Consider the following 25,028-nt stretch of genomic DNA (forward strand, 5'->3'; position numbering starts at 1 on the left):
AGACTGGGGAACGCAGATACGGACCATTATACGCCAGCGATATGCGGCGTAGCGGCGATATTGATGAAATATAAAGCGGCTTAAATTTAAGATAAACTCAATCTAAGCCGACTGCAGCGCGAGCGTGATTTCCTCTCCTGCGGGTGTCAGAGCCGCAACCAGGCGCTCTTTTTCCATCATGACATCGACAAGTTGCTGCTCGCTGAGTGCAGTCATCAGGCGTTGCAGTGTACTCATGCGTAATTCCAGACGCTTGCAGATAGCCGCCAGCGGAACCTGTGCCCGTCCCTGCGCATGTTCTGCATGTAGCAAAGCCAGGATGCCCAGCATACGCACAGCACTGGTATCTAGCGGGGAAGGATCAATCCGGTCAGGATGATCAACACTGATACTTTCTTCTATGGAAGTGTCATACTGGTCGTAATCAAGCAGCATTGGCAACCTCAGAAGCTTTCTCGATGATCACCGGAATCGATTTTGAAGTCGGTGTTCGTGAATGATCGGCAACACTTTCTAACGGCACCAGGTTATTGGTCTCCGGGTAATAGCCACTCAGGCAACCTTGCGGAATGTCGTATGAAACGACCATGAAGTTATCAGCACGACGGGTGATACCATCCTGCCAGACACTGACCAGGTTTATCCAGTCACCGGCTTGCAAACCCTGGCGCTCAATATCGGCAGGATTCATGAAAATGACGCGACGCTGGCCGAAGACGCCACGGTAACGGTCATCCATGCCATAGATGGTGGTGTTGTACTGGTCATGCGAACGGGTAGTCATTAACACAAACAACTGGTCACCATATTGCTCGCGTGCCTGGTGGATAGGCGAATTTTGCGGGATAGCCTGTAACGTGAATTCAGCCTTGCCAGAAGGCGTATTCCAGATCCGCTGGCTTGAAGGGACCGGCATGCGGAAACCGCCCGGAGTCTTGATGCGCTCGTTGTAATCCCTGAACGCCACCGGCATCGTCTGCTCGATGATGTCGCGGATCTTGCTGTAATCCTTGATATATTCCAGCCACGGCGTTTTGCTGTTTTTCAGCGTGGCATGTGCCAGACGGGCGACAATGGCAGGCTCGGACAGCAGTTGTGGTGAAGCTGGCTTGTTCATACCGTAGGAGATATGCACCATGCTCATGGAATCTTCAACAGTGACGCCCTGCGGACCGGTTTCCTGAGTATCGATCTCTGTTCGTCCCAGGCATGGCAGTATCAGCGCTTCTTTACCATGCACCAGGTGGCTGCGGTTGAGCTTGGTGGTTACATGCGCGGTCAGTTCGCAATTGCGCATGCCTTGCCAGGTGCGATCGGTATCGGGTGTGGAAATCGAAAAATTACCGCCCAGGCCGAAGAAGAATTTCACCTTGCCGTCTATCATCGCTTCAATTGATGCGACTGCATCATAACCTGGCGTTTTCGGTACATTCAGATCAAATACACGATCCAGGCTTTGCAGGAATTCCAGCGGCATTTTTTCGTAAATGCCAACAGTACGGTTACCTTGCACATTGCTGTGGCCGCGCACCGGGCACAGGCCAGCGCCTTCCTTGCCGACATTACCGCGCAGCAACATTAAATTCACTAACGTCTTAATCGTCGCCACACCATGTTTATGCTGGGTGATACCCATGCCCCAGGTGGAAATCACACGATCGCCGGTGGCATAGATACGGGCGATTTCTTCAATCTGCGCTAATGATACGCCAGACTCTTCAACAATCACGTCCCAGCTTTCCTGGCGGGCGTCAGCAGCAATCGCTTCAAAATTATTGGTGTGCTGGGCGATGAAATCCACATCTACCACACGCTCAGTACCTTTGACTATCGCGACATCATCCCACTGGATTACAAACTTGATCATGCCCTTGATCAGCGCCAGGTCCCCTCCCAGTTTTGGCTGGATAAACAGGCTGCTGATCTGGCTACCTTTGAAGGACAGCATGTCGAACGGGCTTTGCGGGTCGGCAAAACGCTCAAGGCCGCGCTCCTTTAATGGGTTAATAGCCACAATCCGTGCACCACGCTTGGCAGCTTCACGCAGCTCACCCAACATACGCGGGTGATTGGTCGCCGGGTTCTGGCCGAAAATCAGTAAGGTGTCGGCATGCTCAAAATCCTGCAGGGTCACCGAGCCTTTACCTACACCAACGGTTGCCGGCAAAGCAATACTGGTGGATTCATGGCAAAGATTAGAACAATCCGGGAAATTATTAGTACCGAATTCACGTACGAACAGCTGGTACAGGAAAGCGGCTTCATTGCTGGCGCGTCCAGAGGTATAAAACACAGCTTCATCCGGGTCTGCCAGGGCATTTAAATGCTCAGCCATCAAGGCAAAAGCATCATCCCATAAAACAACTTCGTATTTATCTGTGACCGGGTTGTAGCGCATCGGGTGGGTTAAACGGCCTTCATTTTCAAGGTCGAAATCGCTCCACTGCATTAACTCGGTCACCGTGTGCTTGGCAAAAAATTCGGGAGGAACCCGTTTGTTGGTGGCCTCAGCAGCTACCGCTTTCACACCGTTTTCGCAGAACTCAAAAGTCGAGGTATGCTCTTTATCCGGCCAGGCACAACCAGGGCAATCAAAGCCATCCGGCTGGTTTTGCGCAAGCAGGGTCAGCACGCCTTTCACAGGAATCTTCTGCAAGGCGAGTTGTGCGGCGACTTGCTTGAGTGCTCCCCAGCCTGCGGCAGGGTGATGGTATGGCTTGATTGTAGCTTTTGGTTGAGACATAGTTCCTGCTGTTCGGCAAACTTTTCTGGCGAAAACCTTAATAACGGCTAAATCTGGGATGGATGTAGTGGGTATAACCAGAAATCGCAAACGGATGAATGATGTGTTACATCCTAAGCCAGCCAATGCAAGGAAAACAGATACAGAAACGCCAAATTTTTAGAGTACAGTTATCCATCACCAAGCATTAAAAGCTTTGAACAGCAAACTTTTAGTATGCATGCAACTATCCCCAATCAAACCTGCTCAATGTAATAACCTTGGGCACTCTGATAATATTCATGAAGCATGATTTAGCCTGCCCTGTGGATAGCCGTTAGCATCAAACGCGTTACAAAGGATTAAGAATGTCTGATTTGGCATTAACGTTAGCAAGAATCCAGTTTGGCTTCACCATCTCGTTCCATATCATCTTCCCGGCAATCACCATCGGCCTGGCAAGCTATCTCGCGGTGATTGAAGCCAGCTGGCTAAAAACCAAAAATACTGTTTATCTCGACCTGTATCACTTCTGGGTAAAAATATTTTCGCTGTGTTTTGGCATGGGCGTGGTGTCCGGCCTGGTGATGGCCTACCAATTCGGCACCAACTGGGCTGGTTTTTCCTCTGTGGCTGGCAGCGTCACCGGGCCACTGCTTGCTTATGAAGTATTGACCGCTTTCTTTCTTGAGGCTGGTTTTTTAGGCGTGATGCTGTTCGGCTGGAACAAAGTCGGGCCCGGCCTGCACTTCACTTCTACGGTAATGGTAGCGATTGGCACCCTGGTTTCAGCGACCTGGATATTAGCTTCCAACAGCTGGATGCATACCCCGCAAGGTTTTGAGCTGGTGGCTGGTAAAGTGATCCCGGTGGACTGGTTCAAGATTATTTTCAACCCATCTTTCCCCTACCGCCTGGTGCATATGGTGGTCGGCGCCTATTTGGCAACCGCGCTATTCGTCGTGTCTGCGGGTGCGTGGCAATTACTGCAAGGCAAAAACAATCCTGGCGTGCGCAAGATGATGTCTATGGGCTTATGGCTGATATTATTGCTCGCGCCTATGCAGGCCGTGATTGGTGACCTGCATGGCCTGAATACCCTCAAGCACCAACCCGCTAAAATCGCGGCAATAGAAGGTCACTGGGAAAATCCGCCTGGTCAGGCAACGCCATTGGTCTTATTTGGCTGGCCGGATATGGCACAAGAAAAAACGCATTTTGCGGTTGAAATCCCTGTGCTGGGCAGCTTGATTTTACGCCATTCACTGACTGAGCAGATCCCGGCACTGAAAGACTTTCCGGCTCAGGATAGACCCAATGCCACCATTGTGTTCTGGACCTTCCGCCTGATGGTAGGCCTGGGGATGCTGATGATTTTGCTGGCAGTGACTTCGTTATGGTTGCGTGTCAAAGACCGGTTGTACCAGAGCACCCCATTCCAGAAATTCGCCATTGCCATGGGACCCGCCGGAGTGATTGCCATATTAGCGGGCTGGTACACCACCGAAATAGGCCGCCAGCCATGGGTAGTCTACGGCGTGTTACGCACCGCAGATGCGGTAACGCCACATACGACAACCGAAGTTGCACTCACGCTGGGCTTATTCGTGGTGATTTATCTGGCGCTATTCGGCATGGGCACCTTATATGTGTTGCGACTGATTAATATCGGCCCGAAAACCGGAGAAGCATTGCAAGGCGATGCTATCTCTATCAACCCGACCGATGTGGATGAGTTTGCAGTTGCGCCAGAATTTCACCCGGATAACAAAGTGCCAGCAGCGCCTGGCCCTACTGATAAAAAGGATCAATAAATGATGGACTTATCACTGGATTTATCATTGGTATGGGCGATCATCATTTTATTCGGCATCATGATGTACATCATCATGGATGGCTTTGACCTGGGCATCGGTATCCTCTACCCGTTTTTTCAGGAGAAGCATGACCGTGACCTGATGATGAATACCGTGGCGCCGGTATGGGATGGCAATGAAACTTGGCTGGTTTTGGGCGGGGCCGGCTTGCTGGCAGCGTTCCCCCTCGCCTACTCGGTGATTTTAAGCGCACTTTCGCTGCCACTGTTGTTTATGCTGATGGCGCTGATTTTTCGCGGGGTGGCATTTGAATTCCGGTTCAGGGCGACTGATGAAGAGCGGCATTTCTGGGACAAGGCTTTTCTATGTGGCTCGATTGCCGCGACTTTCTTCCAGGGCATGACGCTAGGGGCTTATCTGCAAGGAATCAAAGTTGTCAACGATGCTTATGCCGGTGGGCCGTTAGACTGGATATCGCCTTTTTCGATTTTCACCGGCCTGAGCTTGCTGGTGACTTATGCCTTGCTGGGATGTACCTGGCTAATCATGAAAACATCAGGCGATTTGCAGAAAACCTGCTACAAGCTGTCACGCCAGATTTCAGTATTCCTGTTTGCCACTATCGTCATCATTAGTATCTGGACGCCATTGATGGATCACGGTATCGCTGATAGATGGTTCACCATGCCCAATTTGCTACTTCTTTCGCCGGTGCCGCTGCTGGTAGCATTTTTCTTTTACCGGCTGCAGAAATCACTCAGCGATAAATCCGAAACCACACCTTTTATTTACACCCTTTGCCTGATCCTGCTTGGCTACATGGGCCTGGGCATCAGTATCTGGCCTAACATTATTCCGCCACATATTTCCATTCATGCCGCGGCTGCACCGCCACAGAGCCAGATGTTTGCCCTGGTCGGGGCATTGGTTATTATCCCGATTATCCTGATTTATACAGGCTGGGCATATTACGTATTCCGCGGCAAGGTGAACCCGGAAGATGCTTATCACTGATAGAGGCATGCGATGACTGGCACAACACAGAAAAGCAGTTTTGCTAAAAGATTAGGCTGGTTGCTACTGATCTGGCTAGGCAGTATCGCCGCTCTCACGCTTGTGAGTTTTATGATTAAGTTACTCATGAAAGCAGCAGGCTTTAATAGCTAAACAGCCAACACTACATAACAGACAGGCACGATGAATCAACAGCCGCGAATCTTTTTCATTTTTTCCGGTCACCATAGAGATGGCCTTTTAAATCAGATTTATATTTATAAACATCTTGCCTGTTCAAAGATGGCCCGTTTAACATGCAAGTCAAAGTCAACTAACCGATAACCACTCCATTCAACCGCGATGACAGAGCAGCAAAAAATAAAATGGCGGCGTTTGCGTGCATGCAGTGCCTGCGATCTGGTCAGTGCCATTCCGGTGTTGCGGCCGGGTGAGCACGCCAACTGCCCGCGCTGCGGCCATGTGCTGGCAAGGCGGCATCTGCACCCGGTACAGCGTAGTATTGCATTGGCTGTCACTGCCCTGTTGAGCTTGATGATCGCGGTCGCCTTCCCGTTTATCAGCATGGATACCAATGGCCTGGATAGCCAGATTGCCTTGCCGGAAACCGCGGCGACACTGGTGAATGTGAACCAGCCACTGGTGGCGCTGATCGTGAGTGCGACGGCGATCATCCTGCCCGGGTTGTACCTGATCGGTGTCATCCTGATGCAGGCAAACGTATTGCGTAGAGTGCCGCGCGCCTACAGTGACGTGATTGCCCGGTTATTCTCGCAACTGCATCCGTGGATGATGGCCGATGTATTTATCATCGCGGCGCTGGTGAGCCTGGTAAAGCTGACTGACATTGGCGAAGTGCATCTGGGCGCTTCATTCTGGGCATATTGCGTATTTGCCATATTATTATTGATGACCACGCGCTCAGTGGATATTGATTTGTTATGGTTAAAACTGGCTGGCGAACCCTCGCCGGACCCATCCATCCTTTGCGGCATTAACGCGAGAGACCAGCATGTGATCGGATGCTCCACCTGTGGCCTGGTCAACGCGATACCCGAAACCAAAACTCCATCCGCATTTATCTGCATCCGTTGCGGCAGTACCTTGCACAAGCGCAAACCCAACAGCCTGCAATTTACCTGGGCCTTGTTGCTGACAGCGGCCGTGTTATATATTCCGGCCAACGCCTACCCGATGATGATCACGACCTCGCTGGGCCAAAGTCATTCTTCGACCATTATTGGTGGCATGATAGAACTCTGGCAGCACGGCTCGGAGCCAGTGGCGGTGATCATCTTTGTCGCTAGCGTCATGGTGCCGATTATCAAAATGCTGATACTGGCACTCCTGCTATGGCTGGCGCGACATCCCGGCCCGTTGAATGCGCATCAAAAATCTGCGTTGTACCGGATCACCGAATTAATTGGCCGCTGGTCTATGGTGGATGTTTTTGTCGTCGCCATCATGGTGGCACTGATACAATCCGGCAACCTGATGTCGGTATTACCCGGCCCTGCGGCACTGGCATTCAGCGCAGTGGTGATTACGACCATGCTTGCCGCCATGGCATTTGATCCCCGTTTATTGTGGGATACACAAGGAAAACCTAATGACAGAGCACTCTAATAATCAGCCGCCCAATGATGCGCTGCCGCCTAATGATCAGAGCAAAAACGATCAGCAAGCTGATAATCAAAATACTGGTGACCTGCCACAAAAGGATCACCAGCTGGCAAACGTCAACACAGCCAGAATCTCGCCTATCTGGATTGTGCCTGTGGTTGCCCTGCTGATAGGCTTATGGCTGGCTTATGACAATTACACCAAGGTTGGCAAACAGATCACGCTCTCCATGACCAATGCCGAAGGCATTGAAGCCGGTAAAACAAAAATCAAGGTACATAGCGTCGATATCGGCCAGATCGAGCAAGTGACCTTGTCGGATGACCTTACCCATATTGAAGTCATCGCCCGCATCACGCCTAAAGCCCAGCCTATGCTGGTCAAAGATACTCAACTGTGGGTAGTTAAACCACGTATCGGGCTGGAAGGCATTAGTGGATTAAATACCGTGATTTCGGGTTCTTATATTCAACTGCAACCGGGCAAAAGCCTGGAAGAAACTGACCAGTTTACTGTACTTGATCAACCGCCTATTTCCCTGAATGGCGCCAAGGGTGTGCATGTAAACCTCGAAGGTAAAGTGGGCAACGCCTTACGTGTCGGTGATCCGGTCACTTACCAGGGTTTGCGTGTAGGCCGTGTCGTCAGTGCCACCTTTGACCCGAAACAGCGCAAGATGCAGCACGAGCTGTTTATCGAACACCCTTACGATGTATTAGTCACCAAGAATTCGCGTTTCTGGACCGCTGTCGGCATAGACGTAAAACTGGATGCGCAAGGCTTCAGGGCGAATATCCCTACGGTGGAGTCATTGATTGCCGGTGGCGTCAGCTTCGGTCATCCGGATGATATCCCGATGGGGCAACCGGTACGCTCGGAGACCACCTTTGAACTGTTTGCCAATGAAGAAGCCGCACGCCAGCAAACCTACGACCAGTACATTGAATATGTGCTGCTGGTGGATGACACCGTGCGCGGCCTGAACAAGGGCGCGCCTGTGGAATTCCGCGGACTGCGCATTGGTACCGTCATGAGTGTGCCATGGAAATTCAATTCGCCTGAGCGTAAAAAAGAATTCCGTTATGCAATTCCGGTGCTGATTCACCTTGAACCCGGACGCTTGGCCGATAACGGCCAGGCAAACCTGGAAGAATGGAAAACCCGCATTGGTCATATGCTGCAGCGCGGGCTACATGCCACCCTTAAATCCGGCAACCTGCTCACCGGTTCGGTTTATGTCGATTTGAATATGGATCAAAAATCACACAAACCCTATAAGCGCGAGCGCTTTGAAGGTTTGCCGGTATTGCCGACCAGTGCCACCAGCCTGGCCCAGATCGAACAGAAACTGTCTGACCTGCTGGATAAACTGAATCAGCTCAAGGTGGAGCCTGTGCTTTCCGGCCTGGATAAAAACCTGCAGCAATCAGAAGTAACGATGAAAGAGATTCGGGCGCTGAGTGAGCAAGTGAACAAGTTTATCAGCCAGCCTGAATTGCAGCAGATGCCTGCCAACCTGAATAAGACCATGCAGGAACTGCAAGCGACGCTCAAAGGGTTGTCACCGGACTCGCCTGCTTATCAGGAGCTGACGACTACCTTGCAACGCCTGGATAAAGCCCTGCGTGATATACAACCGTTGGCGCGTACTTTAAATGAAGAGCCAAGCGCGGTGCTGTTTGGTCGCAAGCCTGGCAATGACCCGGTGCCGCAAGCACCGGCTAATATACAAGCACCGGCCAACCCGTAAGGAATTCGCAATCATGATCACTACAAACTACTTACGTAACGGCCTGATGCTAGTTCTGGCATGCAGCCTAGGCGCTTGCCTGAAATCCAACCCACCGGTAAAAAGCGAACGTTACAGCCTGCCTGAAGTGCAGGCATCAGCCAGCGCGGTACAGGATAAATCGGCTACCAGAACATTGGTACTCAATAAAATCCAGCTGGCTGATTACCTGGACAGTGACAGGATCGTAGTTCAACTGGACGATATTACTCTACATCCGGCACGTGACCATTTATGGGTAGATAATCTGTCACAAGAATTAAGCCGCGGCTTGCGTACCCGCCTTTCCAGCCGTCTTGCTGATACCGCAGTGGTTGAACCGCTGCCTGGCGCACCGTTAAAAACCAACAGCCTGCAACTCACCATAGACCAGTTCCACGGCCAGATGCAGGGCTATGCGGTGCTTAGCGGCCATTGGCAATTACTTTCAGCCGACCGTGCGCCGTTGCAAAACCAGTCATTCAAATTTACAACGCCATTGAGCGAAAGTGGCTATCCTGCACTGGTACGCGCATTGGGCAACAATCTTGACTTGCTCAGCGAGCAGATTGCTGCGCAAATACAACATAAGCAATAGACATTCGCATTGATAACGCTGATAGTGACTACAGGATTGATTTAAGCGGACTGTAAGGTTGGAATGATTTAATTAAGTTAAAGTTAATTAATTTAGGAGCCGCTGACATGTTCTCATTTTTTCGTTTATTAAGCATCGCCGGTTTGAGCATGAGTTTGCTGGTTGCCTGTAGCGACAATGAAGCTTCCATTGAAAAAGCCTATGAGTCTGCTCACGAAGAGACAAAGGAGGCCGCTGGAGAAATTAAAGCGGCGACATCAGAGGCTGTCGAGGCCGCTAAAGAGGCAGCGGCAGTAGCCAAAGAGCACATTAAAGAAACCACCGAGGCTACTGAAAAAGCAGTATCCGATCACTAGGATTGATAGCCGTTTGATTCATAAAGCACCCGCATTTCATATGCGGGTTTTTCATGTCATGCAGCAACGTTAGTTAGTAAACCTTTGCTTTTCTTAATCAACTGGCCCAGCTATAACCCAGGAATTTTTCATGTACACTGCCCCGTGATTTGCAGCGTTTACTGGAAAATTTAAATTGCCACGTTATCGGTTTTGGACGCTCATAACGCTTTGGATCAGCCTTATTCCGCTAGGATTCGGCCTGATATCTTCAGGGTTTAGCATGATGCCGCCGGCATCAACGGCTCCGGCATTGCTCGGCACAACCTGCATTAATCAGCAAGGTGTGCTGGTCGCCAGCATTCCATTACAGGGCGGCAAGTTTGTCTGCCAGAGCGTGCTGAAAATTGCACAAGCCAACCGGTACGTCATCGATTTCAAAAACACCTCGACCATCGCCCGTTTCCAGCACGAAATTTTCGAGGAAAATATTGCTGAAAACAAATTGATTGAGAAGCCGGCCATGTTGGCAATGATGAAAGGCGGCTTAAGCAGTTCTGAACGTAACCCTTTCGTGTTGCGGCATGGGCGCATCGTCAGCCTCAATCCCGGCACATACCGCCTGATCACCTGGCTGCAATCGCCCTACTATCTGGCGCCGCCCGTGCTGATGCTTTCCGACCTCGCCAGTTATCAACAGCAAACCAATATCAGTGCGGCAATCAGCCTGTTATTACTAGGTATTTTATTGGGATTATTTACCTATTATGCGACGATAGGCATGTTAGCCGGCCGCATTACCGAGCGCCTTTACGCGTCTTTCCTGTTTGGACACCTGGTATTTCATGCGGCGGCGCTTGGCATTTTTAACCAGTTTTTTGAGTGGCACTGGTTTTACCTCACCGGCCTGCCTTTACTGATTGCCAACCTGGCATATGTCAATTTCGTCTGCCACCTGCTAGGTATCAATCCATTTCACCGCCCGCGTCTCTACCGGCTTTCGCTGATCATCAGCGGGCTGCTGATCGCGTTGATCATCCTAGGAATGATTTTTTCTCACTGGATGCTGGATATGGCACGTGTAGGCATCCTTCTGTTGCTCGGCTTTGGCCTGGCCTGCGGTTTGCGCCTGAGCCTGCAACGCCAAATCATCGCGCAACTTTACCTGCTTGCCACTATCAGCTTCGGCCTGCTCGCGATGATGGCTGCAAACAACACGCAACCCACTTTCACCATAGAACAACTCGGGCTGTTTGCGGTTACCGTGCACGCCATATTGGTCTCATTGCTGGTGGCCTACAAAATCACCCGCCTGCATCAAGAGAAAGAGCTGATGCTGGTCGAACTGCAAAATACGCGTTCGCTGGCACTGACCGACAGGCTGACCGGCATTCCCAACCGTCACGCGCTGGAAAACAAGCTGTTACAAATGCCGCAGCATAGCTGCCTGATGTTTCTGGATATGGATAACCTGAAACAGTTGAACGACCATTTCGGCCATGAAACGGGTGACCATCTGCTCACACTTTTTACCAAGATTTTATCCGGTAAACTCAGCGAGCATGGCAAGCTTTACCGCTTGGGAGGTGATGAATTCGCCATCCTTTGCCATGAAGATGATGTGGAGTGGTGCCAGCACCAGCTTGAATATACCCACCTGCAATTACACAAAGAAGGCTTTGGCGGTGCAGGTGCCAGTATGGGCGTTGTATTTGCGCATGAGGCCAACAGCACAGAAGCGCTATTACGCATTGCCGACAAGCGTATGTACGAAAACAAGCGTGCACGCAAAAACCGCAAAGAAATGCTGCACGTCATGCGCCCTTAGTGTCGTCCAGAAAGTGCATCTGTGTACCCCACGCGCCGGAATGATTTATACTCAAGCAAAATCCATTATTTATTCAGTACTCTCGCATTTCATCTCATGTGAAATTTTCAATCGGGCATTTTTAATCAAGCGCCAGTCATATACAGACACGCTGCGCTAGTAAAATCCTCATGGCACATACAGGTGATTGCAGAAAGTATTAAAGAAAGAAGTAATGCCGTTACTCACCACCCTGCTTGTACTGATAGTCTGCGCCCGCCTGCTCGGGCAACTTTTCAGCCGCTTTAATCAGCCCGCCATCATTGGCCAAATGGTTGCTGGTGTCATTCTTGGCCCCAGCATTCTCAGCCTGATCACCCCTACACCCGCCTTGTCAGGTATTTCCGAGTTGGCGGTATTCCTGATTGTGTTATCCGCAGGTCTGGAAATGAATTTCAAGGAGGTCATCGACTCCATGCGCGGTAAAGGCATCGTGATTGCCTTACTTGGTTTTATCCTGCCGCTCACCGGCGGCATCCTGATCGGCGTCAGCTTTGGGCTGGATGTCAGTCGTACTATTTTCCTGGGCTTATGCGTGTCCATTACCGCGCTCCCAGTCACCGTCAGCATCCTGCAAAGCTTCAAGCTACTCGATTCAGACATTGCCCGTTACTCGGTCGCTACCGCCATCTTTAACGACATTGCCGCCCTGCTTGTACTAGGCGTCATCCTGAATCTGCCCGAACAAAAATCTTACCACGCGGTCAGCATCGCCATCTTTAATGCCAGCTCAAAATTGATCCTGCTGATACTGATGATTCTCGGTGTCAGTCTGCTGATCAAAAAAGTGGTGGATACAGGCGTCAACCTGCATTTATGGTCAGAGAAACTGGTTGCGCTGATCGGTAATGAAGCCCTGTTCGGCATCCTGCTGTTATTTGTGCTGGTATTCGGCTCGGTCAGTGCAGCGCTCGGCTTTCACTTTGTGATTGGTGCTTTCTTTGGTGCACTGCTCATAGACCGTAACTTCTTCCTGCCCTCCCGCTACAAAGAATTAGAGTTAACGCTAGGTTCTATCACGGGCGGTTTTCTGGCGCCGGTGTTCTTTGCCTACCTGGGGCTTGAGTTCAAGGTGCAGATCATCGAATCATTCTGGTTTGTGACAGTCGTGCTCATCGTATCTATTGCGACCAAGATACTGGCTGGCTGGCTGGGCGGGCGTTTGATCGGTTTGCCCAAGAGCGATGCACTGGGCATAGGCTTTATCCTCAATGGCCGCGGCGTGATGGAACTGGTGATTGCCAGCATCGCCTACGAGCGCGGTTTTATTGGCCAGGAACTATTCTCGGTGCTGATATTAATGGGGGTGATTACCACCATGATCACGCCGTTGATGTTCAGAAAATGGATCATGCCGCAGTTAGAAGCCAGAGCCAGCGAGGCATCTTCACGGCGCCAGCAATAAAAATCAGGTTCAGCAATAAGGTTAGCCAAGGTTGTGCGCTTTTATTAAAGCATTCTGACACTTGAAAATTCTTTGCGGGTTCAAAATAACCAGCTAAGATTCATACATAATAGCGAATTCCTAGTCGCTAATGCCTAAGGCTAACTTTTGTTGCTTTCCCGACTTTTTCATTATTGTTTAATACTGTTCACAAGCCTGCTGCTTGCTAACTCAGTATTTGCCCACCCGGTGCTAGGCTTAACAGGGTGTGTGAATGAACATGAGCAGTCGGTAGAAAGCATTCCGCTACACGGTGGAAAATTTTCCTGCCACACCACACTCAAGATTACGCAAGCTGACAGCTATGTCATTGATTTTAAAAACACCACAGTCATCGCCAACTTTAGCCATCACCTCACCGCGGCTGATGGCAAAACCTATGATGCGCATGGCGGTTTAAGCAGCCGTGAAACGAACACTTACCTGTTACGTCACGGGCGCAGGTTTGACCTGACGCCAGGTACCTACCAGCTGACCACCGAGCTCAACTCTCCCTACTATCTGGCGCAACCTGAATTGTTTATCGCCAGCGAGCCAGATTACCTGAACCAGATACTGAAGAGTTCGGCAGGCGCCATCCTGATGCTGGGTGTTTTGATGGGCATCTTCTTTTATTACATCTCTATCGGCATCGCACCCGGCCATACCACCGAGCGCATGTATGCCCTGTTCATCCTGGGCAACCTGATATTCCAGGGCACAGCCCTGGGTGCCTTTGCGCAACTGGCTAATACACACTGGTTTTACCTCAGCAGCGCCCCTATCCTGCTTTCCAATATGGCTTATGTCAGCTTTGTCTGCAACCTGCTGGGGATCAACCGTACGCAAACGCCCAAGCTGCATAAACTTGCATTGCTGGTCTATGCGGTGTTGCTCGCGCTCTTGATCAACGGGTTTGCCAACCCGAACTGGATGCTGGAAATGGCACGCACCGGCGTCGCAATCTTCCTGACCTTTGGTTTTATTTGCGGCAGCTACTTTAGCTGGCGTAACGAGCGCACTGCACAGTTCTATTTGATCGCCATCACGGTGTTCGGCGTGCTGGGCGGCATGTCTATCAGCGCGCAGAAACTCAGCACCAATATCTGGACCATAGAGCAAATGGGCCTGATCGCCGTGACTGTAGAAGCCGTTCTACTGGCGCTGGTGCTGGCCTACCAGATCAATCACCTGCACAAAGACAAAGACCGCATGCTGGTTGAATTGCAGAATACGCGTTCACTTGCCATGACCGATAGGTTAACCAACATCCCCAACCGTCATGCGCTGGAAAGCAAAATGGTGAATTTTCCTGAACATGGCTGCCTGATCTTTCTGGATATGGATAATCTCAAACACTTCAACGACCATTTCGGCCATGACGTAGGCGATAACCTTTTGAAAAACTTTAGCCTGTTCCTCAACCAGCGCCTGGAGGGCGATGCCCAGTTATACCGGCTGGGCGGTGACGAGTTCGCGATTTTATGCCATCAGGACCAAGTTGAATGGTGCGAGCACCAGATAGAAGCCACCAACAAGCAGTTGCAAAACACCGGTTTTATTGGTGCAGGCGCCAGTCAGGGCGTGGTTTTTGCCAATGAGGCCAGCACACCGGAAGAGCTGATGCGCATTGCCGATAAACGTATGTACGCCAACAAACGCGCACGCAAAGACCGCAAGGAAATGTTGCAGGTTTTTCAAAACGAGCGCGCTTAAAAGCCACCACCACTACACTCCCTCAATCTGAACCGTCCCCCAGCGCAATGATGGGTGCAGCTCTCTTACTAGGGGCGTTCCGGCTGAAAAAGCGATCAACAGCTTGATAATCATGTTTGTGCCCAGCCTCCCTTGCCGAGGCTTTTTACTTCTGCACGTTCACAAATTCATCATTTGAAAGCACCACATCCGTTACAATGCCGCCACCTTTGGGGAGTAGCCTGCTTCGGTCTAATCAGTTTTTGGGATGCGAAGTGCCTGTGTCAACATAATCGACGTAAGTCGTGGTGCAGGCGGCCGTTTTCGGTTGGCGAGACTAATGGATATCAGTGCGACAAACGTCGGGCGTGCTGCTATCTGTTAATTTCGTCCCGACTAGAGAACCCAACATGAACTTCACCTCCATCGCGCTGATCGCGCTTGCCATGTCCACCGATGCGTTTGCCGTAGCGATCAGCAAAGGCGCAGCGCTCAAACATCCCAAACTGTCAGAAGCACTACGCACCGGCTTGATTTTTGGGGTGATCGAAGCCATCACGCCACTCATCGGCTGGGCCATCGCCAACTTCACCATCAAAACTTTTGCGTCACATTACATTACCGACTGGGATCACTGGATCGCCTTCACTCTTCTGCTCGCCCTTGGCCTGCATATGATTTACGAAGGCTTTCAACCTGCAGAAATTGAAGAAGATAAACCAAGCAAACACTCCTTCTACATACTCGCCATCACCGCCTTTGCCACCAGCATAGATGCCATGGCTGTTGGCGTAAGTTTGGCATTTATGGATATGAATATATTCGTCACTGCAGCAGCGATTGGCTTTGCGACTTTTACCATGGTGACTATCGGTGTGATGCTTGGGCGCGTATTAGGATTAATGTTTGGGAAGCGGTCGGAGATTGTGGGTGGTTTGGTGCTGATTGCGATTGGCTCTTATATTCTTTATGAGCATCTTGCAATGTAAAATAGATTAATAAATAAAAACAGGGAGCAAGGATATGAATAACCTTCGTGTTCAGTTTGGAAATTGTTATGGCATTCGAGCACTAGATAAAACATTTGATTTCTCTACTCCACAGCGCAAGACTTATTCTATTTATGCTCCCAACGGATTAATGAAAACTTCTTTTACTCGATCTTTTGACGATTTGTCTAAAGATGAGCAGCCTAAAGAAGAACGTTACAATCGCCCTTCAACATGCGTAGTTGAATGTGATGGAAACCCTATCTCTAAAGAAGAAATCTATGTTCTTAAATCGGAAATAGATATTAAATCCGACTGCTCCGCTATAACTAATATTTTAGTGAACCCCACTCATAAGGCTAGATACGATGAGCTCCTTACAGACCTAGACAAATTAAAAACCAAACTAATTGGCTCATTACAAAAGCAATCAAAAATCAAAAAAACTGATGTCGAGCGATACATTCTGCAAGACTTTAGTTCTAATGACTTCCCAGCATCAATTACAGAAGCAATTTCTATAGCATTAAAGAATGATTTAAGTCCCTATGAGTATGTAGTTATTTTTGATCCAAAAACTAATGACATTCTTAAAAGTCAGGAATTCATAACCAAAGCTGAAGAGTTTAATCAGCGATATCAAGAGCTTTTTGAACAAGCTGGAACAATTTATAAAAAGGGAATTTTCAATCCTGCCAAAGCAGAAACTTCTTTTGACACACTAGACAAACAAGGCTTCTTTATTGGCGGTCATCGTGTTCATCTACATGGTGATGAAGTCTCTATCGATAAGGCTGAGTTAGATCAAAAAATACAAGCAATTCATTCAAAAATAGATGGGGATGAAGAGCTTAAAAAACTTCGTACAAATTTAGCTAAGAATGCTCAAACACAAGCATTAGCAGACCTTATTGAGAAACTTTCATCAGCTGAAGTCGAGCTTTTACTTGAAAGACTTAAACCTCAAAATCAAGCCCAGTTTAGAAAAGAACTTTGGGCATCTATTGTTCAAAACAGTCAAGACGCAAAGAACTATTTAGATACATTTACTGCAAGTAAAGATGAATTAAAAGCAATTGAAGATGCTGCGGCAGAACTTGCTCCCAAATGGGTGGATGCAGTCTTGCTTTTCAATGAGCGCTTTGTTGATATGCCATTTACTCTAAAGATTGCGAATCAGGTTGAAGCAGCTTTGGGTAAAGAACAAGCTAAGCTGAAATTCGTTTTTCAAGATGGTGCCGATACTGTTTCATGGTCACGTGATGAAATAAAAACCCTCAGTCGCGGAGAAGAGCGAGCTCTTTATCTTCTCAATCTTATTTTTGAGGTTGAAGCTAGGAAGCTTGCTAATCAAAAAACTCTTTTTATCATAGATGATATTGCGGATTCATTTGATTACAAAAACAAGCATGCAATTGTGCAATATCTTGAGGATATTAATGATGCAGATAATTTTTACCAAATTATCTTAACTCACAATTTTGATTTTTTCAGGACGCTAGCCAATAACTTTGTGCACCGTAATAATTGCTTAATGGCAAATCGGGATAATGCTTCGATTACTTTAACTCAAGCTGAAGGTATAAATAATTACTTTATTAATGTATGGAAAAATAATGTTACGGCTAATGACCGAATCATGTGTGCAACTATTCCCTTTACAAGAAATTTACTTGAATACATAAAGGGAGACGATGATGCCGACTATCTTACTTTGACTAGCATGCTACATTGGAAGAGCAATACAGATCAGATAACCGTTGGCAATTATTTGGATATTTATAATCGCTTATTTGGATCTACATACGACATTAATAGCACGCAATCTTTAAAGGGTTTGCTTTTCGCAGAAGCTATTGATATCTGCCAATCCGCAGTGCATAACGGATTAAATCTTGAAGACAAAATTCTTTTGTCTATCGCAATACGTATGCAGGCCGAAATCTACTTAACGAATGAACTACGTATACTTAAAGGCGATGCAACCTATTGGTGTACAGCTAAAAGTCAATTTGGGAAGCTAATGAAGGAATATATACAGTTAACCCAACAGAACCCTTCAATTCGGATATTGGAAAAAGTCAGTATCACGGTTAGCTCCAATATTCATCTGAACTCTTTCATGTTTGAACCAATTCTTGATCTAACTATTGAACATCTGATTTCTTTATATGATGAAGTTCGGGGATTGAACATATAAATAAGTAGCAATTAAATTTATTCAACATATGTGGCTTGCGAATAGCGTTTTCGACACTATATAAGTCGAAACACTTAGCATCACCAACAATCATCCGCGTTAAAATACCGCCAACACTCGTTTTATTAGAATTTATATGGATAAACGTATCCCCGTCACGCTGCTCACTGGTTTTTTGGGCAGCGGCAAAACTACCCTGCTCAATAAATTGCTGCATAACCCGGCGATGAAAGACACCGCAGTGATCATCAATGAGCTTGGCGAAGCAGGTTTGGATCAGATTTTTGCCAATAGCCAGATTTCGCAAACCATCGAGAGCGAGCATATTGCCGATAACACGGTGTTGCTGAGTTCTGGCTGTTTGTGCTGCTCGCTCAAAAACGAGCTGGCTGACACCATGCGCGATTTGTTTTTTAAGCGCAGCCTGGAAGCGGTGCCGCAGTTTAACCGCCTGGTGATTGAAACCACGGGCATGGCTGACCCTGGCCCGATTTTAGCCAACCTGATGAATGAGCCGGTGATTGAATCGGTTTACAGATTAGACGCAGTGGTGGTGACGATTGATGCGGCTTACGGTTTGCAGCAGATTGAAACGCAAAAAGAAGCCCTGAAACAGGCGGCAGTGGCGGATGTATTGCTGATTACCAAGAAAGACACCGCAACGCCTGAGCAGATTAGCGCGTTGCAGGCAAAACTGAGTGCGATTAACCCGAATGCGACGCAACAGTTTGTGTTGCATGGTGAAATCGACCCGATGCAGATTATTGATGTCGGGCTGTTTGATTTTGCCAATAAGCAGGCTAACCCGCAGCGCTGGTTAAAAGCGCCTGCTAGCGGCTTTAGCACAGCTAAGAAAGGCACGATTCCTCAAGCACCAGCGCATGATGATGTAACGACATTTACCGTCTATTTACCCAAGCCGATGGCATGGTCGGATTTCAAAGGCGTGATCCTCAAGCTGTGCCAGGTGCATGGTGAGCATCTACTGAGATTAAAAGGTATTCTGCACGTAGAAGACGCGCCGGCACCATTAGCGATACACGCGGTGCATTTTACGCCCTACCCGCCTACGCTGCTGGAAGGCTGGGATGAAGATGAGCCGATCAGCCGGATTGTGATTATTGGCAAAGGTATCGACGAAGCAGCAATCCGCGAGATGTTGATGCAATTTTGATCTGGGAACAATTTAAGAAAAACAGCGTCATCAGAATGGATTAATCATTTGTCATAGAAGTGACGCTGTAGAAGTTTAATGTGCAAAAGCACAGGATTTTTTGGAGTAAGTAATGGGACGTTATTTAGAAAAAATATTAGAAGGCTGGATTTTCCAGAGCCGCTGGTTGATGGCACCGATGTACCTTGGTTTGGTCGGTGGCCTGTTTATCTTGCTGGTGAAGTTTGGCCAGGAATTCTTCCACATTGTTTCGCACCTGGCTTCGTTCTCGGAGCAGGAAACCGTGCTATCACTGCTGGCGCTGGTGGATATTACGCTGGTTGGCAATCTGCTGATCATGGTGATTTTCAGCGGGTATGAAAACTTTGTCTCGCGCATTGATACCGCAAACAGTGAAGACAGACCTGAGTGGATGGGTAAAGTCGATTACTCCGGCCTGAAGATCAAGCTGATTGGTTCGATTGTGGCGATTTCTGCCATCGACCTGTTGAAAGCGTTTGTGCACCAGAGCTCAGGCACTGCCAGCTTCACTACCGAGCAAATGGCATGGCTGGTGGGCATACACCTGACCTTTATCATCACCGGCGTGCTGTTCGCCTGGATGGATAAAATTGCCGGTCACAGTCATGGCAAAGGTAAGTCAGATCATTAAGTAATTTGTCAGCGCAGAAGTTATACTGATTCAAACAGCGAAGACTGTATCCGGAAATGTTCGTGAGAACTATTTCAAAAATTAATCAGATAACCTTGGGAAAACCAGTATGATCAAAAAAATTGTTTTATTAGCTTTAGTTAGTATGTTGCTTTCAAGCTGTGTCGTCTTGCGTGACCGGGATCATTGCCCGCCGGGCCAGGCTAAAAAAGGTAATTGCTAAATTACTTGATTGAAATAAAAAAAGCCTCACATCTGTGAGGCTTTTTGTTTTGCTGGATTTGTTAATTAAGCACTTTTTTTGCGACGTGCGATGAAACCAGCGATACCGAGACCCACCATCATCAAGCTCAGGCTTTCTGGCTCAGGCACTGCCGAAGCTACAGATGTCACAGCAGTGTATTGCAGGCTCAGGAAACCGTTGAAGGGCAACTGCCAGCCTTGTCCCGGGATCGTGCTGTTATAGACATTGCCAAGACCAAACCCCGATGCGTCTGCTGCAGTTTGGGTACGTGACAGCTGAATGCCAGTCACGCTAGCGTCACTGCTGGTGAGGTAGGCAATGTACTTGGTGCCAGCATTCAGGTTCAGGCCCAGATTTTCAAATGACAAGGTTGTGTAACCGCCTGCAGCATTGTATGTATCCACCGCGTTGAACGTAGAGGTTAACAAGTTGCTGCCAACGGTATTTACTGCCTGGTTCTGGGCGTTGGTATCTGGGTTCCACTGCGCGACGTTCAACTGGAAAGAGGCTGAAGTATTACCAACTGCGTAGAAGCTGAACGATGACAGCAGGCTGTCGGATGTCAGTGAGAACACCTGGCCGACTTTAGGTGAATCACCGCTCGGGTTGGCTGCATTGCCGAAAGAGGCAAATGGCAAGCCAGTGTTGGCGCCAGCTGGCACGTTGGTGTAAACCGCCGCTGATGCGCTACCGGCGAAAGCCAGCAACAGGCCGGCAACTACTTTCATTTTTAATGCTGATGAGGTCATGATTTTTTCCTTAAGGTTGGCGATGGCGCGATGTTAGAACCGCTTTCTAACACAGCCAAATTAACCTTGGAATATTTCAGCTATTTGAAAAAATCTGCCCTACTCTAGTCCGCAGAATGGAAGCTATCCATACACAATAAGGGTGCAAACCATGCTTGTAAATTTATATAAAACTATAAGCCTGATGAATTTTAAACAGCAACAAAGGTCAGTATTATTAATCATGCTTGGTAAGGCTTGAATTATGGAAGAAAAAGTATTTTTCAATTTTGACGGCGTCACTGTCAGCAATAGCAGGTTTATCGTCCGTAGCCAGACGTATGCCATGCAAAGCGTGACTTCGGTGAAGCCGGGTATCGTTGAGCCGAAACACGGACTGGCTATCCTGTTTCTTTTCATCGGCTTTTTGCTATTGATCGGCGAAATGCTGGAGTTATATGACGCTGGCGTATTGCTGATTGCAGGCGCTGTTGCCATCTTGATAGGCCTGGTCGCATGGTTTATCGAAAAACCCAGGTACTCGGTGATTCTGAACACATCAGCCGGTGAGCACCACGCATTAATCAGCGAGAAAAAGCAGGATATCGAGCATGTGCTGCAAGCGCTGAACCAGGCAATTGTCAGCAGAGGCTAGTATTAAACCCTGATAATGGCTGAATACTAACCCTTGCTTACCCAACCTGCGGTCAGGATCAATATTTGGCTGGGACAAACATTTCTTTTGGTACCGGCCCGCGTATGTAATCGGCGTTATGCACGCGTTTCGGCAATACCACAGGCTTATGCTCCACGTTGCCATATTCAATCTGGCTGAGCAAATGGCTGATACAGTTGAGGCGCGCTTTCTTTTTATCCACCGCTTCAACCACCCACCAGGGCGCTTCAGGGATATGCGTGCGCTCAAGCATCACTTCTTTCGCTTTGGTGTATTGCTCCCACAGGCGGCGTGATTCCAGGTCCATGGGGCTCAGTTTCCATTGTTTTAACGGGTCGTGAATACGGGTCATAAAGCGCAAGTGCTGTTCGTCGTCTGTGATTGAAAACCAGTACTTGATCAGGATGATGCCGGAACGCACCAGCATCTTTTCAAACTCGGGCACCGAGCGGAAAAACTCTTCGTATTCATCGTCGTTGCAAAAGCCCATCACTTTTTCTACCCCGGCGCGGTTATACCAGCTGCGGTCAAACAGTACGATTTCGCCCCCGGCTGGCAAGTGTGAGATGTAGCGCTGGAAATACCATTGTGTGCGTTCACGCTCGCTTGGTGCCGGCAATGCGGCTACCCTGCACACACGTGGATTCAGGCGCTGGGTTAAGCGTTTAATCACCCCACCCTTGCCTGCGGCATCACGGCCTTCAAACAGCACCACGACTTTCAGCTTGTTTTGCACTACCCAGTCTTGCAGCTTGACCAGCTCACCCTGCAGCCGGAATAGCTCTTTAAAATAAGTCTGGCGCTGAGATACCGAGGTTTGCGATTTTTCTGTGTGCAGACCATAGATTTCAGAGGCGTCCGCAAACTCATTCAGGATCTGGTCCATGCGCTCGTCGTCGAGCTCCATCTCGAGTTCTTCATCAAAACTATCCATCATTTCATTATTGAATCGCTCATCAGCATTGGGGATTTCGTCAGAGATGGTCATGTGTTTTTCCCAAAGTCTATTTAATTGAATAATCAAAAAATGCTAGATTTTTTTTATGACAGTTTGATGACTATTTAATTTTCAGGCATTTCTAAACAGTCAGGCGTTGTCATCAAACTGTCATCTTCAAAAACAATACTGCTGATATCTCGATAAAAAAATCAGGCGAATATTTATGGATATTTCAGCGGCTAGCCCTTCGTCACGTTTTCAGAGCGTGTCACCTTCCAGGCCAAATCTGGATAAAAAACCCAGCACACTGACCACGGTTATTTTCATAGGCCTGATGCTGATAGGTTTAATTTACACCGGCTTCAGCCTGATGAGCGATGTGAATGACACCGGTGCACCAACCACCACCTGGCTACCGTTTATATTATTAGGCGTGGCACTGGTGATTGCGCTTGGGTTCGAATTCGTCAATGGTTTCCATGACACTGCGAATGCAGTGGCAACGGTGATTTATACGCACTCATTACCTGCCAACTTCGCAGTGATCTGGTCGGGCATGTTCAACTTTCTCGGGGTATTGGTTTCCAGTGGTGCGGTAGCTTTCGGCATTATTTCACTGCTGCCGGTCGAGTTGATATTACAGGTAGGCTCCGGCGCCGGATTTGCCATGGTTTTTGCCTTGCTGATCGCCGCAATCATATGGAACCTGGGTACCTGGTTGCTAGGGTTGCCTGCCTCTTCATCACACACCCTGATTGGCTCTATCATTGGCGTGGGCGTTGCCAATGCATTGATGCATGGCCGTGATGGCACCAGTGGCGTAGATTGGGCACAAGCGACTAAAATTGGCTATTCGTTACTGCTCTCCCCTATTATTGGTTTCTTCTTTGCTGCGCTGTTATTGCTGGCACTCAAAGCATTCGTCAAAAGTAAAGAGCTTTACCAGGAGCCTAAAGGCAACAAACCACCTCCGCTGTGGATTCGTGGTTTGCTGATTTTGACCTGCACCGGCGTGTCGTTTGCGCATGGCTCCAACGATGGTCAAAAAGGCATGGGCTTAATCATGCTAATCCTGGTGGGTACGGTGCCTATGGCCTATGCCTTGAACCGTGCCATGCCAGTCGATCAAATGACCAGGTTCGTGGCGATAGCCCATGTCACGCAAGAGTCGTTAGCGCAAAACACCAATATTTCACCACCTGCAAACGACCAGGCTGCGCGCCACGACCTGACTGCATATGTGCGTACAAAAACAGTGACTCCGGAATTGATTCCTGCTTTGGCAGCCATGACCGGCAGCATTGGTGCACAGGTAAAAGCCTACGGCACATTTGCTGCCGTGCCGGCTGAGCAAGTGGGTAACGTGCGTAACGATATGTACCTGGTTTCTGAAGCGATCCGCTTGCTGGACAAAGATAAATCTGTGACTTTTGACGCCGATACCAAAGCCAACGTGACTGCCTTTAAAAAGGAAATCGATGGCGCGACCAAATTTATTCCTTTATGGGTAAAAGTAGCGGTCGCGATTGCGCTGGGTTTAGGCACCATGGTCGGCTGGAAACGTATTGTGGTGACTGTAGGTGAGAAAATCGGCAAAACACATTTGACTTACGGCCAGGGCGCTTCTGCTGAACTGGTGGCCATGACCATGATTGGTGCAGCAGATATGTACGGATTACCGGTATCAACGACTCACGTACTGTCGTCTGGCGTGGCGGGTACCATGGCGGCGAATAAATCAGGCTTGCAAATGTCGACTATCCGCAACCTGCTGATGGCCTGGGTACTGACACTGCCAATGGCAATGATCTTGTCCGGCAGTCTGTACTGGCTGTTCACGCAGTTGATTTAAGGCTGTTTTGTTTTAATAAAAAGACTCAATGGTGTTTGCACACCTTGAGTCTTTTTTATTGCAGGGATGACTGGTGTTACAAGTGTCTATTGAGTTCCTGAGCAATCAGGCAAGATATTTGTCCGTGGAAATCACCGAACCATAACCAAACGCAAGTGCAGCCATCGCTGCGGCATGGGCTTGTGCCGCAGGCACGGTCACTCCATCAAACTCGAGATCAAGCGTGGCACATGCATCGTGCAATATGGTCGCGACATAGCCCATATCCACCGCCGCCCGCACCACCGCATCAATACACATATGGCTCATCGCGCCGACGACAATGACTTCTTCCACCCCTTGCGCATCCAACTGTTGTTTTAGATCAGTATCACGAAAGGCATTGATGTGATTCTTCACAATCACAGGCTCGCCTCCTACTGGCGCCACGGTTGGCTGGATATTGACGCCATCCGTACCGGGCACAAATACCGGCGCCTCACCGTTGGCAAATTCGTGCCGGATATGAAACACCGGAACCCCATTTTTTCGCGCATGGGCAATGACCTTGGCTGCATTGGCAGCAGCGGCTTCAATACCAGATAAGGGCAGTTTGCCAGTAGGCAGGTATTCGTTTTGCAAATCAACAACAATCAGACCGCTTTTTTTCATATTGCTCTCCTGATGCGGGTTTTAAGCGTGGCGAATAAACATAAGCGATTTAAAACTGGT

The 25,028-nt window shown here is 48.7% G+C and carries 21 protein-coding genes; 16 read left to right on the forward strand and 5 right to left on the reverse strand.

Annotated elements, in window-relative coordinates:
* Positions 1-102: 102 nt before the first annotated feature.
* Both ASG24_RS01555 and ASG24_RS01560 read right to left on the reverse strand, forming a co-directional pair.
* Positions 103-435 carry a hypothetical protein gene (locus ASG24_RS01555; protein ID WP_055867109.1) on the reverse strand — a complete coding sequence of 111 codons (333 nt, stop codon included), beginning with the start codon at positions 433-435 and terminating at the stop codon, positions 103-105.
* On the reverse strand, positions 425-2,743 hold the full coding sequence (locus tag ASG24_RS01560) for an FdhF/YdeP family oxidoreductase (RefSeq protein ID WP_055867112.1): 2,319 nt from the start codon (positions 2,741-2,743) through the stop codon (positions 425-427). Before ASG24_RS01560 ends, ASG24_RS01555 begins: the two co-directional genes overlap by 11 nt.
* Positions 2,744-3,090: 347 nt before the next feature.
* On the opposite strand from ASG24_RS01560, the gene ASG24_RS01565 reads away from it, so the two are divergent.
* From ASG24_RS01565 to ASG24_RS01625, 14 genes are all read left to right on the forward strand, one after another.
* Positions 3,091-4,536: a cytochrome ubiquinol oxidase subunit I gene (locus tag ASG24_RS01565; protein WP_055867115.1), complete on the forward strand. Its 1,446-nt coding sequence runs from the start codon at positions 3,091-3,093 to the stop codon at positions 4,534-4,536.
* Positions 4,537-5,553, forward strand: a complete 1,017-nt coding sequence (cydB, locus tag ASG24_RS01570; protein WP_304437664.1) for a cytochrome d ubiquinol oxidase subunit II — start codon at positions 4,537-4,539, stop codon at positions 5,551-5,553.
* A gap of 12 nt (positions 5,554-5,565) precedes the next feature.
* On the forward strand, positions 5,566-5,706 hold the full coding sequence (locus ASG24_RS14310; RefSeq protein ID WP_082487951.1) for a DUF2474 family protein: 141 nt from the start codon (positions 5,566-5,568) through the stop codon (positions 5,704-5,706).
* 189 nt (positions 5,707-5,895) lie between these two features.
* Positions 5,896-7,179: a PqiA/YebS family transporter subunit gene (locus ASG24_RS01575; RefSeq protein WP_082487952.1), complete on the forward strand. Its 1,284-nt coding sequence runs from the start codon at positions 5,896-5,898 to the stop codon at positions 7,177-7,179.
* The gene (pqiB, locus tag ASG24_RS01580) at positions 7,163-8,926 is read left to right on the forward strand and encodes an intermembrane transport protein PqiB (protein ID WP_082487953.1); all 1,764 of its coding nucleotides are present in this window, start codon (positions 7,163-7,165) and stop codon (positions 8,924-8,926) included. Before ASG24_RS01575 ends, pqiB begins: the two co-directional genes overlap by 17 nt.
* Positions 8,927-8,939: 13 nt before the next feature.
* The gene (locus ASG24_RS01585; RefSeq protein WP_156376503.1) at positions 8,940-9,542 is read left to right on the forward strand and encodes a membrane integrity-associated transporter subunit PqiC; all 603 of its coding nucleotides are present in this window, start codon (positions 8,940-8,942) and stop codon (positions 9,540-9,542) included.
* 107 nt (positions 9,543-9,649) lie between these two features.
* Positions 9,650-9,898, forward strand: a complete 249-nt coding sequence (locus ASG24_RS01590) for a hypothetical protein (protein WP_055867118.1) — start codon at positions 9,650-9,652, stop codon at positions 9,896-9,898.
* Between the two features lie 262 nt (positions 9,899-10,160).
* Complete coding sequence (locus tag ASG24_RS01595; protein WP_055867121.1) at positions 10,161-11,705, forward strand: GGDEF domain-containing protein; 1,545 nt, start codon at positions 10,161-10,163, stop codon at positions 11,703-11,705.
* A 214-nt stretch (positions 11,706-11,919) separates the two neighbouring features.
* Entirely contained in the window at positions 11,920-13,149 is a 1,230-nt protein-coding gene (locus tag ASG24_RS01600; protein WP_055867124.1) for a cation:proton antiporter, read from the forward strand.
* A 249-nt stretch (positions 13,150-13,398) separates the two neighbouring features.
* Complete coding sequence (locus tag ASG24_RS01605) at positions 13,399-14,883, forward strand: diguanylate cyclase (protein ID WP_235562276.1); 1,485 nt, start codon at positions 13,399-13,401, stop codon at positions 14,881-14,883.
* Positions 14,884-15,272: 389 nt separating this feature from the next.
* Complete coding sequence (gene mntP / locus ASG24_RS01610; RefSeq protein WP_055867125.1) at positions 15,273-15,851, forward strand: manganese efflux pump MntP; 579 nt, start codon at positions 15,273-15,275, stop codon at positions 15,849-15,851.
* Between the two features lie 34 nt (positions 15,852-15,885).
* A complete protein-coding gene (locus ASG24_RS01615) occupies positions 15,886-18,051 on the forward strand; it encodes an AAA family ATPase (protein ID WP_055867126.1) in 2,166 nt (721 codons plus the stop codon).
* A gap of 136 nt (positions 18,052-18,187) precedes the next feature.
* On the forward strand, positions 18,188-19,225 hold the full coding sequence (locus ASG24_RS01620) for a GTP-binding protein (RefSeq protein ID WP_055867127.1): 1,038 nt from the start codon (positions 18,188-18,190) through the stop codon (positions 19,223-19,225).
* A 112-nt stretch (positions 19,226-19,337) separates the two neighbouring features.
* Positions 19,338-19,877, forward strand: coding sequence for a TIGR00645 family protein (locus ASG24_RS01625; RefSeq protein ID WP_055825577.1), 540 nt, complete (start codon positions 19,338-19,340; stop codon positions 19,875-19,877).
* Positions 19,878-20,165: 288 nt separating this feature from the next.
* Here the strand turns inward: ASG24_RS01625 and ASG24_RS01630 are convergent, their stop codons facing one another.
* Positions 20,166-20,870, reverse strand: coding sequence for a PEP-CTERM sorting domain-containing protein (locus tag ASG24_RS01630; protein ID WP_055867132.1), 705 nt, complete (start codon positions 20,868-20,870; stop codon positions 20,166-20,168).
* A 244-nt stretch (positions 20,871-21,114) separates the two neighbouring features.
* On the opposite strand from ASG24_RS01630, the gene ASG24_RS01635 reads away from it, so the two are divergent.
* Positions 21,115-21,504, forward strand: coding sequence for a DUF6232 family protein (locus tag ASG24_RS01635; RefSeq protein WP_055867135.1), 390 nt, complete (start codon positions 21,115-21,117; stop codon positions 21,502-21,504).
* Between the two features lie 58 nt (positions 21,505-21,562).
* Here the strand turns inward: ASG24_RS01635 and ppk2 are convergent, their stop codons facing one another.
* Positions 21,563-22,513, reverse strand: a complete 951-nt coding sequence (gene ppk2 / locus ASG24_RS01640; RefSeq protein WP_055867138.1) for a polyphosphate kinase 2 — start codon at positions 22,511-22,513, stop codon at positions 21,563-21,565.
* 175 nt (positions 22,514-22,688) lie between these two features.
* Here ppk2 and ASG24_RS01645 point away from each other — a divergent pair, with 175 nt between their 5' ends.
* Positions 22,689-24,317, forward strand: a complete 1,629-nt coding sequence (locus ASG24_RS01645; protein ID WP_055867142.1) for an inorganic phosphate transporter — start codon at positions 22,689-22,691, stop codon at positions 24,315-24,317.
* Positions 24,318-24,422: 105 nt separating this feature from the next.
* Here the strand turns inward: ASG24_RS01645 and ASG24_RS01650 are convergent, their stop codons facing one another.
* The gene (locus ASG24_RS01650) at positions 24,423-24,968 is read right to left on the reverse strand and encodes a cysteine hydrolase family protein (protein WP_055825592.1); all 546 of its coding nucleotides are present in this window, start codon (positions 24,966-24,968) and stop codon (positions 24,423-24,425) included.
* Positions 24,969-25,028 lie beyond the last annotated feature (60 nt).

The sequence above is a fragment of the Methylophilus sp. Leaf414 genome, from assembly GCF_001425425.1.
Lineage (GTDB): Bacteria > Pseudomonadota > Gammaproteobacteria > Burkholderiales > Methylophilaceae > Methylophilus.